Genomic DNA, 17,070 nt, shown 5'->3' with positions numbered 1-17,070 from the left:
TCGAATTAGTTAGGCTTAGTCTATCTTAATTCTAAGCGAAACACATCCATGAGCAGTGTCATATCACACCCATTATCTCTCGTTTTTAATAAGTTTGAGGAACAATGGCAACGTAGTGCCTTTCCAAAGATTGAATATGATGAAGATTGGTTGTCTCCTTGTATTATGGGAGAGCCTGAGCAACAAGAGGTGAGTTGGAAACCGGTATTACGCGATAAAAAAGGCGATTTTTCGGGGATAGAACATGCCCTAGAACTTACTTTGCACTCAAGTATTAAAGCTTTTTACGGCGATTACTTTTCCGAAACCTTGGCAGTAGATTATCAAAACAATCGTATTGAGTTGGTACAAGCATGGAATGAGCAAGATTTTGACATGCTGCTGGAGAATATAATCGGCCATGTGATGATGCAACGTCGATTAAAGCAAAAAGAAACGGTGTTTATTGCCAGTACAGAAGACGAGATGCAGGTAGTGAGTATTGATAACCAATCTGGTGAGGTAGTGTTGGAACAACTAGGTAAGGGGATCGATCGAGTGCTGGCCGCCACACTCGATGAATTTGCTGCTAAGTTGGAGCTATGTGATTAACGTTTAAAGTCCCAGGAGATATTAGACACCAAACGGCAGCTATCACATTTAAAGTCAAAAATATCATGGATGGTATTTTCTAATAACCAAGCTCCACCGCAATTCGGGCAGCATCGTTCTTTTTCTGTCTTAAGGCTTTCGCCACCAACCCTATAGAGATACAAATAAGTAGGTACTTTGCTTAAGTATTCTAAACGTTTAGTTAAGTCTGAGCCTCTTCGATAAAGGCGACTAGTGATATCACTCATCTCTTTTAATGCAGAATGCTCCAGTATACTGCCATTCATCTGCAATTGGTCACAGGCTGACCAATCTTCTTGCCACTTAATTAGCTGCTTGTGATCACCATTGGCTACTGCGGGCAAGTGGTAAAGCGGAATGGGGGTAAAATGGTCACCACAGCGAACTGGAGAACAGCTTTGCAGATAATTAGTATACAAGACCTGCCAGCTAGGTGTTTCGCAAGTATCACTGTCATCTGAGTTGATGTCTCGGCCAAGGATTTTAAGTTTTGGGCTGAGTAAACCTGCCTCACTTAAGGCTAGCTTGGCGCGTTTTGCTTGCTTACTTTGAAAACTGTCTAATAGGCTATTTTCTTCGGGGCAAACAACTCGCACTGAAAAAGTGGCGTCTTTTAATACAATAGGGAACTCGCGACCAATGATTTGCCCATGGTAACGCCAACTATCTAACAATAGGTTTATCGCTTTTTCAGCGCGGGTAATAGTTGTGTCGGTATAGCATTCAAAGTTTACTTCGCTTAAGTACATCGCTAGTTCTTCGCTTCTAGTTGTTCGATGCGTTGCAATAATAGCTGAACTTGGCTTTCTAGCTCCATCACGCGTTGTTCAATAGCCTTTGGTGCCTCTTTAACTGGAGGCGCTTCAGCCACAAGGTTTTCAACGATAGAGGGATCCTTCTTAAAAGCATTTAGCGCTGCAATTACCGTAGGCATTGGTAGCCTGGTGGTGAGCTTACCTTTTACTAAAGCAAGGGTAGGTTGTTTGTTTTCGTCCAATAAGGCTTTTATCGCGATCAATGCAATTTGTTGAGACATAACTAATCCTTAGTGGTGTTTAGGTGATTGATACAGTTTAATCAACTGCGCAATGGATAGCTGCAGAGCTTCTGAGTTATTGGGGTCACGAAGCTGGGCTAATACAAAACTACGTAAGCTTGGAATGAATACTAAATCAGCGAAAATCTGTTGAAACAGTTCTGGGTCGTTTTGGTCTGCAATAGTTTCGAAGAAATATTTGAGTAAGTGAGGCTCACTCAAGGATTGCCACAACCTTCCTGCCACCGCGATAAAGCTGTGAATCGAGTTTGCATTAGCAAGCTGTTGCTTAATTGCTTGTTGGGTAAGTGACTTAACAGAAGCCCCAGCTAAAGCTCGAAGATACAAACTTGCCAGCTCTTCATTACTTAGCAGTTGCTGCTGATGCAAAGATGCAATGACATGACTAAGCTGCTGATCTAACTTAGCATGCTCTAATAATTCTAGGGTTTTGTTGGCTACTTCTAGTGGCAGATGTGGGAAGGCTAGGCTAAGCAGTTTACTATTATCATCTCTATCTAGCCTTGCCACTAAGTCTGCAATGCCTTGCAATGCTAGGCCCTGCCAATTTTCCCATTCACCGTTGTTTTGTAGATAGCGACGAACAGCCAAGTAGTGTTCTGATGGCGCTAATTGAGTGTCTCTTTTATATAAGGCATTAAAAAAAGCGAGCTTTTCCTCAATGGGTTTATAGATATATTGATTGTTCGCGAGGGCTTGCTGCTGTTGCTCATCAGGTTGTTGGTTTAACTCTTGTCCTAAAGCCTCAACAACCAATTGAATGAACTGATCGCGCGCAGCAAGATTGATAAAACCTTGCTCGTTAACGGGTAATTGCAAAAACCATATATAAGGTGTTGTAGATTGTTGCTTTTGCCAAAAACAAACTGCAAATCTAGCGTGTTGTTGAATGGGGGCAGGGTAGGGCTGCTTTGCTACTTCCATTTGGTAGAAGTCTTGGTTACTGATGTGATGGATCTGTCGACCCATTTCATACACCCGTAGGTCACTGCCTGAAGCCTGAAGGATTTCGCTTAATGTGCTTAGTTTATTCATTGTTACTGTTCGATCCACAACATTTGGCGTCAGTATCCACATTTATAGTGGAGAGGGCAATTATCTCAGTTTGGTAGGTAATGCTTGGGTGGAATGTTACACTGCGATTTTTGCTTTGATGAATACGATGTCTCAAAAAATTATGCCAATGCTTTTGGAACTTGAGCAGTGCTTAAAACAAGCTAATTGTTGGCAAAACACCCTGCCAAGTAACGAGCAACTTGCTAGTACTCAGCCATTTTGTATCGACACCTTAAGTTTGCCGCAATGGTTACAGTTTATTTTTATTCCTAAAATGCGTGAACTTATTGAACTAGGTGCCCCCTTACCTCAAAAAGTTGAGATAAGCCCTTATGCAGAAGAGGCGGTAAAACAATTGGCATTTGACGCTAAGCCTTTGTTGGACGTTATAAAAACGATCGATGAGAGTTTTAAGTAATGACCGACGATGAAAACATTAACGAAGAGGCTATTGAAGCTATTCCCGAGCAACTACAGGTGTTGTTTGAAGATGACCATTATGTAGCGGTATATAAACCGGTTGGATTGTTAGTTCACCGAAGTTGGATAGCTAAAGAAGCAAGCCAATTTGCTTTACAGATATTACGCGATCAAATTGGCCAATATGTGTACCCGGTGCACCGGCTAGACAGACCCACCAGTGGTGTACTTATCATGGCTAAGTCATCTGAAGCTGCCCGTAGGCTTTCCGAACAATTTGCTGCACAACATATAGATAAGCAATATCTTGCTTTGGTTAGAGGTTATATAGAGGGGGAACACCAGCTAGATTATCCGTTGAAGGAAAAGCTAGATAAAATGGTGGATGCTATGGCACAGCAGGATAAACCTGCCCAATCAGCCCTTACTTTTTACACCGGATTACAAAAAGCAGAGTTACCTTATCCATCAGGTAAATTTGCAACTTCTCGGTATAGTTTGGTGTCACTTAAACCTAAAACTGGAAGAAAGCACCAATTACGGCGTCACATGCATCACCTAAGTCATCATATTATTGGTGACACTACTTATGGTGATGGTCGTCATAATCGCTTATTTCGCGAGCTGGGGTTACCTGGGCTTTGGTTGTTTTCTAAGCGATTAAGCTTCGTTCATCCTTATACTAACAACGAAATCATCATCGAATGCCCCATGCCTGAGCGCTGGAAACAGCTATTTAAGCGAATGTCTTGGAAATAGTTCCCTTTTTATTGGTGATCTTGGTCACACTTGTGAAAGGTAATTGGAACTTTGAAAAGGCTTTCATGGTCGTGAAAAAAAATTACTTTTTTTTGCTCGTAACCTTAAATATTAGTTCAAATTTTGTTTTTTTTTAGTAATTAACCTACTGAAAGCCTTTTCTTTGTGATTGAAAGCATTTTCAAGGCTTTTCTTATGGTCATTGGATGATGTGATCCACACCCTGTTTTCACCCCTGAAACCCTTGTTTTCAAGCGATTTTCAGAAAAATCATTCTGTGAGCCAGTTCAAAGTTGTGTCTAAATAGGCTCCCTATAATCCTCCTCAGTTAGCGGATATAAGCACTCTTACAAATGCACCGCTAGCTCTTACTAAAAGGTAAGGGATTAGTAGTTCAAAAAGGAAAAGGACAAGGATTATGAAATTGAAAGCACTTTCAATTGCAGTTGCTGCAGCTACATTGGCAACTATTTCTACAGGCGCTTCTGCGGAGTGGACTGTAGGCGGTTACGGTAAGTTCAAGTATGACTTTGGTGAGTCGTACGACCGTTCATCAACTTGGGAGCACCGTCGTGATATGCGCGCGGCTGGCCCATTCTTCTCTGCTAACGTTAACCAAGTAGAATTTAGCTTGAAAAAGGAAAGCACTTACAAAAATGGTGTTTGGGCTAACTACGTTCTACGTACTGAATACGGCAACAACGAAGGTGGTAACGGTCAACCGTTCTATGGTTCTTCTTCAGGTAACGAAGGCCACTTAGAAACTGGTCAGTTAGAATTTAAAGAAGCTTACGTTGAGTTAGGTGCTCTGCCTTCAGTACTGCCAAAAGATGGCAGCATCTGGGCAGGTCGTCGCTTCTTAAACCGTCAACAAGGCTTAGTATCAAAAGAATTCTGGAAACAGTCTTCTGGTGTTGGTGCTGGTTTTAACTTAACTAAATCAATTGGTCTAGCCATTGTATCTGCTGACCCAGGTGAAGGTAGTTGTGACACAAATGGCGACAATGATAGTGACAGCAACGCCAAAAACTGTAATGCAGTAAACGCTGATGGCACGCGTTCTACACTAAACTCTGTAGATTTTTACGCTTATCAAATTGAAGCGCTTGGTGGTACTTTTGACTTCGATCTTAAATATTCATTCCGTGCAAATACAGATGAATTAGGCACTGTTGGACAAAACAACGCTAAAGCTGCAGATGATGGTTACGGCGCGTCTATCATGTACGCAACAACTTACTATGGCCTAGAAGGTTGGTCGGTAACAGCTTTGACTTACGGTAAAGGTATGGCTTCTAACCGTGGTGTAAACTTCGGACAGTGGGACGGCGGTTGGGCTGAAGATGACTCATCAATCTTCTTTACCTCTAATGGTGTAGTTAACGCAACTGACTCTATTCAAATTGGTACCGAGGTTACATACTGGGGTATTGATATGAAAGATAGCCGTAACTGGTGGACTGATAGCGTAGATCGCTTGTTCGTAGGTGTTACTCCATCTTTTAAAGTTAATGAAAACTTCCGTGTTGAGTTAATTGGTACTTGGGCTCGTGAAACTTTGGGTGACACTGGAGACTGGGGTCGTCAAGACAAGTCAACAGACTTCTTCACTGCTACTTTAGCACCTGTATGGACAGTTAATGCTGACTACTTTGGTCGTCCACAAGTTAAGCCTTACGTAACATACATGACTTCAAGTGATGACAACTACCACTGGACTTCTGGTAACGATAAGAGCAACCAAACAGTATTCGGTGTTGAAGCTGAAATCTGGTTCTAAGCTAGTGTTTGCTTAAATAACACATTACACTTGAGGCAGTCTTTTGACTGCCTTTTTTTTTGACTTTTTAGGTAATTATATGAATCGTAAGTTTGCTGTTTTAGCCTTTATGGGCTCTATTACTTTGCTGTCTGCTTGTTCTACCCCTAAACCTGTTCCCAAAGAAACAGTGCTTGCTAGTAGTTGTTGTAGCGCAGTTAATCAACTGCCGTTTTACCAGATATCAAATCCTGAGTTTAAACAGGTTTTTGAAATAGCACCTAACTTATCGCCAGTCTATGAGTTCAATAGTGGAGCTAGTCCTTTTCAAGCTGTGGAATTACCTCCACATGTAGGAAAACTTTCCGTTAAAGTGTCTAGTATTCTAGAAAACCAAGTGTTTATTCCTTATGTGCTTGTTTTGGATTCAAATTTTAATGTGACTAAGACAATAGACGCGAACAGCCTAAAGCTAAACTACGGAAAGATCGGTACAAAGGTTTACAAGGAAACTTCTTTTGATGTAGAGACGAACCCTTATGATGCTAACGCAGACCGTTATTTAGTTATGTTTACTAAGCCTGAGCAAATCGGTAAACACACTGAGTTTAAATCCGCAGAAACGATTCGAGCAGAGGACGAAGGACTAGCTAGACCTATAGCAACCGACCCAAAGCTACCTAATGGGTATTATGGTTCTATCGAGTTGCAATTGAAGCCACTCACATTTGGTACGGTAACAAAGCAACAACAAGCTGCTGGAAAGGTGGTCTCTCCGTCAAGTCAAAGTACCGTAATATCTTCATCAAGTAAAAGTACCAAAACAAGTCCGATGTTGCCTGAATCTGAAGCTTTTTATAACAAGATGATTGAAGATTTTGTTAATAATGGAGAAGTCGAGAAAGCCTTGAAGTTGGTTGAAGAGGCTGAATATGCGGGTTCAAGTACAGCTCGCTCTACATTTATTAGTGCAATTAAAAACCAGTAACCGTCATTAGTAAGCCTGTTGCTCATAGCGTAGGCTTGCTATTGAACCCCTAACTTTTCTACAATCTGCGGTTTTAGTTTGCTTTACTAGCGTTTAATATGAAGCAAAGAAGTGAGCTTAAACTGTTACGGATGGCAGTATTTATATGGACATAAAAACAAGAATCGTAGCTTTAATATTTGTAATTGTTTCGATTGCTGGTTGTAGCCAAAAGCCAAAACCAGAGAAAACAGTCCTTGCAGCTGTTTGTTGCTCTAGTATCGAGACTATACCTTTTTATCAAATTACAAATCCTGAATTTAAACAGCGCTTTGAGATCACCCCTGAAACATCACCTGTATTTGAGTTTGATAGCGGGGTGAGCACCTTTCAAGCAGTTCGTTTACCCGAGCATATTGGTACAGTTAATTTTCAAGTAGGAAGTGTTCTAGAAAACCAAGTGTTTTTCCCTTACTTTTTAATCTTGGATGAGAGCTTCTCCGTTATTGATAAGATTGCAGCAGATAGAGATAGCTTACGCTATGGTACGATTCGTAAAAGCGTTTATATTGATACCCAGTTTGAATTAGATACCAACCCATATAACTTAGGGGCCGCTAGATATGTTGTTATGTATACTAAACCTACTGAGATAGGCTTGTTTACTAGCTTTAAGTCAGCAGAAACTTTACGTTCTGATGAACAGGGATATGCCCCCCCAATTGCTGCAGACCCAACATTACCACATGGGTATTATGGTACGTTGCAAGTAGAAATTACTCCAAAATCATTTGGTAATGTAACTAATCAGCAGCTGAAAGATAAAGAAGCTAGGGATGTTAAAAAGGGCGTTGGACAGGCAAATAGCAACCCAGTTAGCCAGGTGGTGGTTGCACCTGTAGTGGTCGATGCTCCGACGATATCTTCACCTGCTAAGCCTAAGCCTTCAAGTAGTATGTTAAAAGAATCTGAAGACTTTTATAATCAGTTAATAAGCAAATTTGTCAATGAAGGTGAAATTGATAAAGCCTTAAAACTGGTTGAGGAGGCCGAGAAAGCGGGCTCTGACTCAGCTAGAAGCTCTTTTATAGAAGCTGTGAAAAACAAATAAGGCTTCCTTTAGTTTGATATTAAGCCAGCGTTAAGCTGGCTTTTTGTTACTTGATATCCGGTAGAAACGGGTTACACCAATGGGGCTTAGTTGTTGTAAAGTTAGTATAACTTCTTGTACAGCACTTAGAAGGGGAAGAAGTGCTGATCTAGCTTCGGTTACAAAAGCTATTCGCAAGTGATTGCTTCGCGTTAGTCATTGTTTCTATCTGACTAGTGTTTTCGATTATAGCGTTTGGCAGGCTTGTTAGTTAAATGCTTACAGGTAATAAAAAGCCCTCTTGCGAGGGCTAAAAAATAGGCATTTTTATTGTTTGGTGTTTACCACCAAGCTTCGGCTTGGAAACCAAAAGTTACTTCATCTTTCGAGCTAGAGTCACGAGAGATGTATTGGTCTGATTTTGCGTAAGTCGCAAAGGCGCGTAGCGCAGGACGTGCAAATACGTTTGGACCTGCTTGCCATTGTTGAGCAATGGTTACCTTAGCTAGCTTGTTATCTTCGCTGCCATTTGCTTTAGCTGCATCTTGAAACTCAACTACATCGTAACCAAGGTCTAAGATAGTTGATAAATTATTGTTCCAGTTGTACTGAGGACGAACACCAACAGTGAACAAGGTAGAGCCTTTGTTATCATCTTTGTCGTAGTTTTCGTAGTTAACTACGTAAGACATGGCTGTTGACTCGCCTAAATCAACTACACCCCAGTTTAGTAAGCGGTACCAGCTGCCTTCATTGCTGTCGGTGCGGTAAACCGGATCATCACCTTCGTCTGCCATGTTTTCGTAGCCAAACCCGCGAAGTTGACCACTTGCGCCAATACCCGCCATAGCGTCTGTTGCGTAAGATACAGAGAACTTGTTAAAGCCACCAAAGAAATCACCTTGAGTGTGCTCAGCCATCACGAACACGCCGTTGTCTTTTTGGTTTTCGATGTTGAAATCTTGGTCAGCCGCTTCAGAGTACATGCCGTAAATACCTACTAAGCTCAACTCGCCGTTTGAGTTAGTAGAGATGCCGTCTAAGCGTAAATCTAAGTTGTTACCAGAGAAATCAGCCATAGTTTGGCCAGAGCCGGCAATGTTGGCATCAAATAAGGCTTCTGAAGTATTACGAACCCATGCAGCAGATAGCTTAGCAAAGCCTACGTCAATGTTTTCAATACCCGCACCTGCACCAGCATTAGCTAGGTAGTAGTAATCAATTTGGTGAACGTCGCGACGTTGGTAAAAGCGCTTACCTGCCCATAGGTTTGAACCTTCGAAAGACTCAACCATGTTTTGGCCAGATACGTACATTTCGCGCACTGCAGAAGGGCTTTCTTCCCAATCGTTACGTTGATCTACAGAATGAGCAAGTAGGGTATGTACACCCATTGCTTTGTTGCCTTCTTCATACAAAGGCGCAGATAATGCTATTTCAGCATAGGTTTCACATTCGTTACCCAAACGGTGCTTATATGGTGAACCGTCGGCTTGAAAGCACATTTGCTCGCCGCCCGAACCAGTAGCGCCAATTCCTGAACGCATGTAACCGTTAAATTCTGGAGTAGCTGCAATGGCTTGAGTAGACATCGCGGCTGATGCTACTGCGATCGAAAGTGTTTTTAATTTCATTACATAAACCTTATGTGTATTAATTTCCAAATTTGGACATAAATAAGCACCCTGTTCTGTAAATTCCAATTCCTATGGAACATTATGTCGAAAGCATTGTCTCAGTAGTTTGGTTGTTTGTCGTGTGAGCTAAATCACAATAGCAGTGTGAAAAGCCTTTCTTGTGCTTTTTTTTCTTTGTGAGTTGGTTTTTTGTGCTCTCGATGCTCTAGTTGTTGGAGGTATATGTTGGGTTGTGGTGACTAATTGTTTATTAAAATATTGGTGGGCGACAGGTGAATAAAACGAAATAGTTACTCGATGTGGCATTTTTATCTCAGGCGAGACCAAGTGTTACAAAGCGTTACAAAAAGTGAGGTTTAACTTGTGCTAAATCGCATTTTTCTAAGTCATACCCGCCTAAACTAACACCCTGAAATCGTAAGAAAACGAATTTAGCGGCAACATCAAAATAATTATATTTAAGCCGCTTCAAAATTGGCCTTTTGAAGGAAAATGGCTAAGGCTTTATTTAGTACACTATCAGCCCCTAGGAGCTCACTATGTTTAAAAATTTGTTTGCGCAAGCGCAAAAGGTAGGTAAAGCACTGATGCTACCCGTATCAGTTCTACCGGTTGCGGGTATCTTGCTTGGTGTAGGTGCGGCCGACTTTAGTTGGATGCCAGGTATTGTTTCAGAGTTAATGGAAAATGCCGGTGGTTCGGTATTTGGCCAAATGGCTCTACTATTCGCCGTTGGTGTGGCACTTGGCTTCACTAACAACGATGGTGTAGCTGCCTTAGCTGCAATTGTTGGTTATGGAATCATGACTGCAACACTAGGTGTTATGGCTGGTGTTATGGGGGTTGATAAGATTGATACAGGCGTGCTTGGCGGTATTTTGGCTGGTGGTGTAGCTGGCTGGACCTTTAATCGCTTCTTCCGTATTCAACTGCCCGCTTATCTAGGCTTCTTTGCGGGTAAGCGAAGTGTACCGATTATTACCGGTTTCCTAACTATTTTCTTAGGCGTAGTACTGGCTTTTATTTGGCCTCCAATCGGCAACGGCATTGCCGCATTTTCTCACTGGGCTGCTGAGCAAAACCCAACTTTAGCTTTTGGTATTTACGGCGTGGTTGAGCGCTCTCTAATTCCATTTGGATTGCACCACGTTTGGAATGTTCCATTCTTCTTCGAGGCTGGGCAATGTACAACTGCTGCTGGTGAAGTGGCTAATGGCGTATTAACTTGTTACCTACAAGCGGATGAAGCGTCTCGCGCGGCGGGCAATGGCTTTGGTCAATTAGCCGGTGGTTACATGTTCAAAATGTACGGCCTACCTGCTGCTGCTATTGCTATTTGGCATGCTGCTAAGCCAGAGAACCGCGCTAAAGTAGGCGGCATCATGATCTCTGCTGCGCTTACTTCATTCCTAACGGGCATTACCGAACCCATTGAATTTGCGTTCTTGTTTGTAGCTCCAGTACTTTACGTAATTCACGCTTTATTAGCTGGCTTGGCTTTCGTAATTACTAATACTTTAGGTATGGTACACGGCACATCTTTCTCACACGGTTTAATTGACTTCATCGTATTGTCGAGCAACGCTCAAAAAATCTGGTTGTTCCCAGTAATTGGTTTGGGCTATGCCGCGGTTTACTACACAGTGTTCCGTGTGGTAATTGCAAAATTAAACCTTAAAACTCCAGGTCGTGAAGATGAAGAAGATACTGTTGCTACAGCAGCGGTTTCTGAAGACGAAATGTCTAAGAACCTAGTAGAAGCGTTTGGCGGTAAAGCTAACATTGTTAGCCTAGATGCTTGTATCACTCGCTTACGTATTCAGGTTAAGTCAGTAGAGTCTGTTGACCAACCAAAGCTTAAGAGCTTAGGTGCAGCTGGTGTAGTTGTTGCTGGCCAAGGTGTTCAAGCTATCTTTGGTACTAAGTCAGATAACTTGAAAACTGATATGGAAGCTTACTTACAAACCGTTTAAGGTTTAAGGTAAGTGTTAAAAAGGAGGCTTAGGCCTAATGCCGATCAGTTAAGACAGATCCATTGACGATCTTTCTAGGTATAGCAAAATCCGATGTCATTAATGGCATCGGATTTTTTCGTTTATGGACGTCTCACAAGCACTCAACATCATCAATGACTGGAAGCCCAATCAAATTGAAACACTGGCTGATTTGTTACCCCTTGAGCTCATTAATGATGCCTATGCTTTGTCCGATACGGTTACGCTGAGAAAGCGCAAACTGTCGCTTGAGTCACTGGTCTGGTTGCTTGTTGGAATGGCGCTTTATAATGATAAGTCGATAGCCAATATCGTGAATCAGCTCGATATTGTTGACCGTGAAGGTAAGCCTTTCGTTGCGCCAAGTGCACTCACGCAACGGCGTAAACAGCTAGGCGAACAAGCGATACACGATGTCTTTCAACTCATGTCAAAGCGCTGGTGCCAACAAGCCAACTTCGCTCACTGGAATGGTTTAACGCTACTCGGTGTTGATGGTGTCACTTGGCGTACTGATGATTCTAAAGAGAACAGCGATGCATTTTCTCGACCTAAAGGCACACAATACCCACAAGTGCGCATGGTGTGTCAGATGGAGTTAAGCACACATCTCATCACCGCCAGTGCTTTCGACGACTACAACGTCAACGAAATGGTGTTAGCCGAAAAGCTGATTAAAGATACGCCAGACCATAGCCTAACGATGTTCGACCGTGGCTTTTATTCGATGGGGTTACTACATGCTTGGCAGAGTGCAGGTACAGAGCGCCACTGGCTTCTGCCATTAAAGAAAAACACTCAATATACCGTGCTGAGAAGCTTTGGGCGTAACGATAAACTTGTCACCCTTACTAGTAATCCTAGAGCGCGTAAGTTATGGCCAGAACTATCCGAAACGATGACAGCTCGTCTCGTGACCCGCAAAATCAATGGCAAGACATTTGAGGTACTCACTTCTATGATTGACCCGATGCGCTTTCCCGCAGCAGATATTGGTTCATTGTATGGACACCGTTGGGAAATCGAACTGGGATACCGAGAGCAAAAACAGTTTATGTTGGGAAGGCGTTTGACACTCAGAAGCCGTAAACCGGAGCTGGTGCGCCAAGAGTTATGGGGCATTTTGCTGAGCTATAATTTGATACGGTATCAAATGGTTGAAATGTGCTTTGTGTTGAAAGGGAGCTACTTGCCTTACCAGCTGAGTTTCAATGGCGCGTTAGCGCATGTCATGAGGTTATTGGTAGGACTGCCTTATTCCAGCCCAGGGGCAATTCCTCGGCAGCTCAAGCATTTTTATGGGATGGCAGAAAGCCTCATTCTTCCGCCAAGGCGAGAACGAACCTTTCCAAGGTGCGTTAAGCCCAGACCGCAGCGATACGCTAGAAACAAAAATGCCGTTCACCTTAAGTGAACGGCATTGAGGCTTAGGCCTCCTTTTTTGTATCTGTATTTGGGGCTTATAGGCGTTCTAGTTTTGCTTCAATCTCAGCAATTTTGTTTGACACTACTTTTTCTAGATGTCTCAACTCAGTAAGTACTTGTTGTTTGGTGTCTTTTTCTTGCTGGTCTCTGCGAGTAATTTTATCTAATTCTTCTACGATAAAACGCAGGTTAGCGTTTATTTCGGTAGTATCTTTGTAAGTGCCGCGACCACCATCAATAAGTACCGTTTTTTTCTGCCTTGGGTATTTAAATTTTACACTGCGGGTGAGAAAGTCACCTTTTTCCTTATGGAAGTAAATCTTGAGCGTATCAGAATTGGCTTCTTGGCGGAGGCTATAACGTTCAATGTCGCTTGGGTTGGTAATGCCAATGCTTTTTAGATTTTTGTACATAAAATTTCCTTCATAACGAATTGTCATTCTATTGCTAGAAACAGTCGCCGCCGCATTGTTCTGCAGAGCCTGTATATTGCAGCATAGCTCATTACGCGTAGAAGGAGTGTGAACTAGTGGGCTTTTTATGTTGAGGAATTAAAGAGAGAAAGTAGGCTCAAGCTACCAGAGTAACTTGAGCCTGAATCGGTTAGTTATGTGCGTGTAGCTCTTCGTTTAAGGCAATCGCTGTTTTATTGGTTAAGCATTCAATTGCGCCAGTAAGGCTGTTACGGCGGAATAGCAGATCTGATTTACCGGCAAGCTCACGGGCTTTAATGGTGCCTGCTTGTTGCTTATTTTCGTCTATCAATACCACTTTGGTACCAGAGGTAATGTATAGGCCAGATTCGATGGTGCAGCGGTCACCTAGTGGAATGCCTGTACCAGCGTTTGCTCCAATTAGCGATTCTTCACCTACCGCGATAACAATGTTACCACCGCCTGAAAGGGTACCCATGGTTGAACAACCACCACCTAAATCAGAGCCTTTACCTACAAATACTCCAGCAGAGATACGGCCTTCGATCATACTCGTACCAGCAGTACCTGCATTAAAGTTACAGAAACCTTCGTGCATAATCGTAGTACCTTCGCCGATGTAAGCACCTAGGCGCACGCGTGAAGTTGCCGCAATACGCACACCACTTGGGACCACGTAATCAGCCATTTTTGGAAACTTATCTACAGAAGTAACCTGTAGTAATTCACCTTTAGCGCGTGCTTCTAGTTGGCGAGCAGGCAGTTCGGTTAAATCGATAGCACCTTGGTTGGTCCACGCTACGTTAGGCAGCACCGCAAAGATACCGCTTAAATCGGTACCGTGAGGTTTAACTAAACGGTGAGAGAGCAAGTGTAGCTTGAGGTAAGCTTCAGGTGTTGAAGCAGCAGCATCATCTTGGCTTAATAAACATAAAACGCGAGGCTGCTCGCTGCCTAGTAACGCTTTAAAGGCGGTTACTTGCTCTGCTAAACCTAGTGCCTCTGCATTGGCAATCAAGGTGTTTAATGCTGTGTCGTCCAGTTCAATGTCTTGTTTGCCATTGTTGTAATCTAAACCTTTAGTTAGGCCTGATACTTCTGCTTCGCTTGGGTTTAACACCGGAGCAGGGTAAAAAACTTCTAGCCATTGGCCATTTGCGTTTTTACTTCCCACACCAACGGCGTAACTAAAAAAGTCTTTAGACATGATTGTCTCCAAAATAGTGGTTGAGCTTGCTAAATATTATTGTTTGAGCGCTTGCTCCAGAATCTTCTTAAGCTGTTGCTTTTGTTCGGGAGTGAGCTTTTCACGTTCACAGTTGCTAATGCTGAAGAAGTCTTCTGCTTTTTCACCAATGGTGGTGACCTTAGCTGCATGAATCGTGTAATTAAAGGATTGAAATACGGCGCTTATTCTAGCCAATAAGCCAGGTTTGTCCAAGGCTACTATTTCAATTAGTGTTCGCTTGCCTTTAGCGGGTAAAAACTCTACACGGGGAGCGATAGAAAATTGTTGTACTTGACGTGGAACTCGGCGCTGTTTTAAGTCTATTGGAGCGGCTACCAAAAGTTTTTGCGCCAGGGTTTGCTGTAATAAAATACCGCGTTCTAGCGAAAGGGGGTCACCTTCGTGATCGAGCACAACAAAGGTATCTAGCACATATCCATCGCGGCTAGACATGATTTGCGCATCATGAATATTTAGGTTCTTTTGATCGAGTTCAGCAGCAACTGAAGCGAATAAATGTGGAATGTCTTGGCAATGAATAAAGATTTCGGTGCCGCCCCGCGTTGCTCGGCGGCTCACTAGTACTAAAGGTTGATCTTCACTGTGACCCCATAAATGGTCGCTGTGCCAAGCAATTTGCTGTGGTGTATGTCGAAGAAAGTAATCAGCTCTAAAGCGTTGCCATAGACTTCGTATTTGCTCTTCGGAATAGCCTTTAGCTGCGAGTCGTTGAATCGCTTTTTTCTGCTTGTCTCGAATAACGCCGCGAATGTCTACCGGGTTTTCTAAGCCTCTACGTAATGCTTTTTGGGTTGAGTGATAAAGCTCACTTAATAGGGTTCGCTTCCAACTGTTCCAAGTATCATCATTAGTTGCACATATATCTGCTACCGTTAAACAAAGCAACATGTCTAGGTGGCGTTGATCCCGCACTACCTTGGCAAACTCGGTAATGACTTCGGGATCATAAATATCGCGGCGTTGAGCAGTGACCGACATCAATAAGTGGTGTTTAACTAGCCAAGCTACAGTGCGAGCGGAAGGTTTACTAAAACCATGAGCTAAACAAAACTCTTCGGCATCTACCGCACCCAAGGTTGAATGGTCGCCTTTACGTCCCTTAGCAATATCATGAAAAATTGCTGCTAAAGCCAATAAATCAGGTCGTTCTAAACGCGGGTATACTTGGCAACAAAGAGGGTGAACCTCTTTGGTTTTTTCATCATTAAACGAATGAATTTTGTTAATCAGGCGATGGGTATGTTCATCAACAGTGAAAGCATGGAACAAATCAAATTGCATTTGACCAACAATGCGGCTCCAAGCAGGGAAATAGGCTGATAAAACCCCATAGCGATGCATTAAAGTTAGGGGTAGCCCAGTCACGTTGGGGTGCTTAATAAGGCGTCTAAAGTAGCGTCGGCACTCTGGTATGTCTTGCAACCAATGGGTCAGTCTGCGTCTTGCTTCACGTAATTGGCGTAAGGTTGCTGAGTAAATGCCGGTAATCTTCGGATTGTCGGCAATGTGTAAAAACATCACCAAAATTTGCTCTGGGTGCGCTAAAAACAGTTGGCCATTAGCGCTATCTATTAGGTTGCCACGTAGCATGAAGTTTTCATCGACTGGCTGAACATCCATGGCGGTGTTACCAAGGATCGCTTCATCGAAGAGCTGCAGTAGCATTTCATTTAGTTCAGAAATTCGACGCACCGTTTGGAAGAAGTGCTTCATTAGGCGTTCAACTGGCGCATTGTGCTCACCGCTATAACCCAGTGATTGCGCTACTGCTAACTGGCGGTCAAATAACAAGCGGTCATCACTTTTGGGCAAGTGAATATGCAGAGCAAAGCGTACACGCCACAAAAAGTCCCTACAATCTTGCAATTCTCTACATTCTGCTAAGGTTAGGAAGTTTTGTTTGGTGAGTTCGTCTAAATCGCTACTGCCAAAGTGGCGGCCTGCAACCCAGCAAATCGTTTGAATATCTCGTAAACCACCCGGGTTAGCTTTAATGTCTGGTTCAAGGGAGTAGGCGTTACCTTTATATTGGCGGTGACGACTCAGTTGTTCATCTTTTTTAGCGCGGAAAAAAGCTTCGCTAGGCCAAAAACTGTCGGCGCATACAGCCAAACACAGTTCTTGATATAGGGCTTTGTCACCAAACAATAATCGAGACTCTTGCAAGTTGGTAGCAATGGTAATGTCTTCCAGACCTAGCTCTAAACACTCTTTGAGCGTGCGAACGCTTTGGCCTACATCTAAGCGTATATCCCAAAGCAATGTAATAAACGCTGATATTTTGTCTGCTATTGCTGGTTCAACTTGCTCTCGAGTGAGAATAAGAATGTCGATATCTGAACGGGGGTGAAGTTCGCCACGGCCATAACCACCTACGGCAAGCAAGGACAGCCCTGGGTGTTCGGCCAAATCAAAATGCTTCCATAAGCAATTAAGTAACAAGTCCATTTGTTGAGAGCGCAATTGCACTAATTCAACAACATGCACGCCTTGATTGAATTGATCAGCCAAGTACTCTTGTAAATCATCTAGATATTGCTTGCTGCTCTTAAGCGATATGTCTTTTGTGCAGGGCAAAGGCGGTGCTGCTAACGTCGTTTCCATGACTAAA

General features: G+C 42.9%; 15 protein-coding genes. 8 read left to right on the top strand and 7 right to left on the bottom strand.

Going from position 1 to position 17,070, the window contains the following annotated elements:
* The first annotated feature begins 48 nt into the window (after nt 1–48).
* Complete coding sequence (syd, locus tag K5L93_RS02865; RefSeq protein ID WP_220718398.1) at nt 49–591, top strand: SecY-interacting protein; 543 nt, start codon at nt 49–51, stop codon at nt 589–591.
* On the opposite strand, the gene K5L93_RS02860 is transcribed toward syd, so the two are convergent.
* The 3 genes from K5L93_RS02860 to K5L93_RS02850 are packed head-to-tail and all read right to left on the bottom strand — an operon-like array spanning nt 588 to nt 2,704.
* Complete coding sequence (locus K5L93_RS02860) at nt 588–1,361, bottom strand: Zn-ribbon-containing protein (protein WP_220718397.1); 774 nt, start codon at nt 1,359–1,361, stop codon at nt 588–590. The two genes, syd and K5L93_RS02860, sit on opposite strands and share 4 nt — an antisense overlap.
* A 2-nt stretch (nt 1,362–1,363) precedes the next feature.
* On the bottom strand, nt 1,364–1,648 hold the full coding sequence (locus tag K5L93_RS02855) for a hypothetical protein (protein WP_220718396.1): 285 nt from the start codon (nt 1,646–1,648) through the stop codon (nt 1,364–1,366).
* A gap of 9 nt (nt 1,649–1,657) precedes the next feature.
* On the bottom strand, nt 1,658–2,704 hold the full coding sequence (locus K5L93_RS02850) for a DUF3549 family protein (RefSeq protein ID WP_220718395.1): 1,047 nt from the start codon (nt 2,702–2,704) through the stop codon (nt 1,658–1,660).
* 127 nt (nt 2,705–2,831) lie between these two features.
* Here K5L93_RS02850 and K5L93_RS02845 point away from each other — a divergent pair, with 127 nt between their 5' ends.
* From K5L93_RS02845 to K5L93_RS02825, 5 genes are all read left to right on the top strand, one after another.
* The gene (locus K5L93_RS02845) at nt 2,832–3,143 is read left to right on the top strand and encodes a YqcC family protein (protein WP_246614967.1); all 312 of its coding nucleotides are present in this window, start codon (nt 2,832–2,834) and stop codon (nt 3,141–3,143) included.
* A complete protein-coding gene (truC, locus tag K5L93_RS02840) occupies nt 3,143–3,904 on the top strand; it encodes a tRNA pseudouridine(65) synthase TruC (protein WP_220718393.1) in 762 nt (253 codons plus the stop codon). The genes K5L93_RS02845 and truC overlap by 1 nt, the downstream gene beginning before the upstream one ends.
* Nucleotides 3,905–4,322: 418 nt before the next feature.
* Nucleotides 4,323–5,684, top strand: coding sequence for a carbohydrate porin (locus K5L93_RS02835; RefSeq protein ID WP_220718392.1), 1,362 nt, complete (start codon nt 4,323–4,325; stop codon nt 5,682–5,684).
* Nucleotides 5,685–5,763: 79 nt separating this feature from the next.
* The gene (locus K5L93_RS02830) at nt 5,764–6,651 is read left to right on the top strand and encodes a MalM family protein (protein ID WP_220718391.1); all 888 of its coding nucleotides are present in this window, start codon (nt 5,764–5,766) and stop codon (nt 6,649–6,651) included.
* Nucleotides 6,652–6,796: 145 nt separating this feature from the next.
* Nucleotides 6,797–7,741 (top strand): MalM family protein, encoded by a 945-nt coding sequence (locus K5L93_RS02825; protein ID WP_220718390.1) that lies wholly within the window; start codon nt 6,797–6,799, stop codon nt 7,739–7,741.
* Nucleotides 7,742–8,061: 320 nt separating this feature from the next.
* Here K5L93_RS02825 and lamB read toward each other — a convergent pair whose 3' ends face one another.
* On the bottom strand, nt 8,062–9,354 hold the full coding sequence (lamB, locus tag K5L93_RS02820) for a maltoporin LamB (RefSeq protein WP_220718389.1): 1,293 nt from the start codon (nt 9,352–9,354) through the stop codon (nt 8,062–8,064).
* Between the two features lie 542 nt (nt 9,355–9,896).
* Here lamB and ptsG point away from each other — a divergent pair.
* Both ptsG and K5L93_RS02810 read left to right on the top strand, forming a co-directional pair.
* Entirely contained in the window at nt 9,897–11,330 is a 1,434-nt protein-coding gene (gene ptsG, locus K5L93_RS02815; protein WP_220718388.1) for a PTS glucose transporter subunit IIBC, read from the top strand.
* 124 nt (nt 11,331–11,454) lie between these two features.
* The gene (locus K5L93_RS02810) at nt 11,455–12,765 is read left to right on the top strand and encodes an IS4 family transposase (protein ID WP_220718387.1); all 1,311 of its coding nucleotides are present in this window, start codon (nt 11,455–11,457) and stop codon (nt 12,763–12,765) included.
* Between the two features lie 46 nt (nt 12,766–12,811).
* Here the strand turns inward: K5L93_RS02810 and K5L93_RS02805 are convergent, their stop codons facing one another.
* The 3 genes from K5L93_RS02805 to glnD all read right to left on the bottom strand — a co-directional run bounded on the left by K5L93_RS02805 (nt 12,812) and on the right by glnD (nt 17,063).
* Nucleotides 12,812–13,189 (bottom strand): DUF3461 family protein, encoded by a 378-nt coding sequence (locus K5L93_RS02805; protein WP_220718386.1) that lies wholly within the window; start codon nt 13,187–13,189, stop codon nt 12,812–12,814.
* A gap of 190 nt (nt 13,190–13,379) precedes the next feature.
* On the bottom strand, nt 13,380–14,417 hold the full coding sequence (dapD, locus tag K5L93_RS02800) for a 2,3,4,5-tetrahydropyridine-2,6-dicarboxylate N-succinyltransferase (RefSeq protein WP_220718385.1): 1,038 nt from the start codon (nt 14,415–14,417) through the stop codon (nt 13,380–13,382).
* A gap of 36 nt (nt 14,418–14,453) precedes the next feature.
* Nucleotides 14,454–17,063, bottom strand: a complete 2,610-nt coding sequence (glnD, locus tag K5L93_RS02795; protein ID WP_220718384.1) for a bifunctional uridylyltransferase/uridylyl-removing protein GlnD — start codon at nt 17,061–17,063, stop codon at nt 14,454–14,456.
* Between the last annotated feature and the right edge of the window lie 7 nt (nt 17,064–17,070).

It is taken from the genome of Agarivorans litoreus, from assembly GCF_019649015.1.
In the GTDB taxonomy this organism is placed as follows: Bacteria; Pseudomonadota; Gammaproteobacteria; order Enterobacterales; family Celerinatantimonadaceae; genus Agarivorans; species Agarivorans litoreus.
Note: the sequence above shows the minus strand (reverse complement) of the source record. Positions and strands in the feature narration are given on the sequence as shown.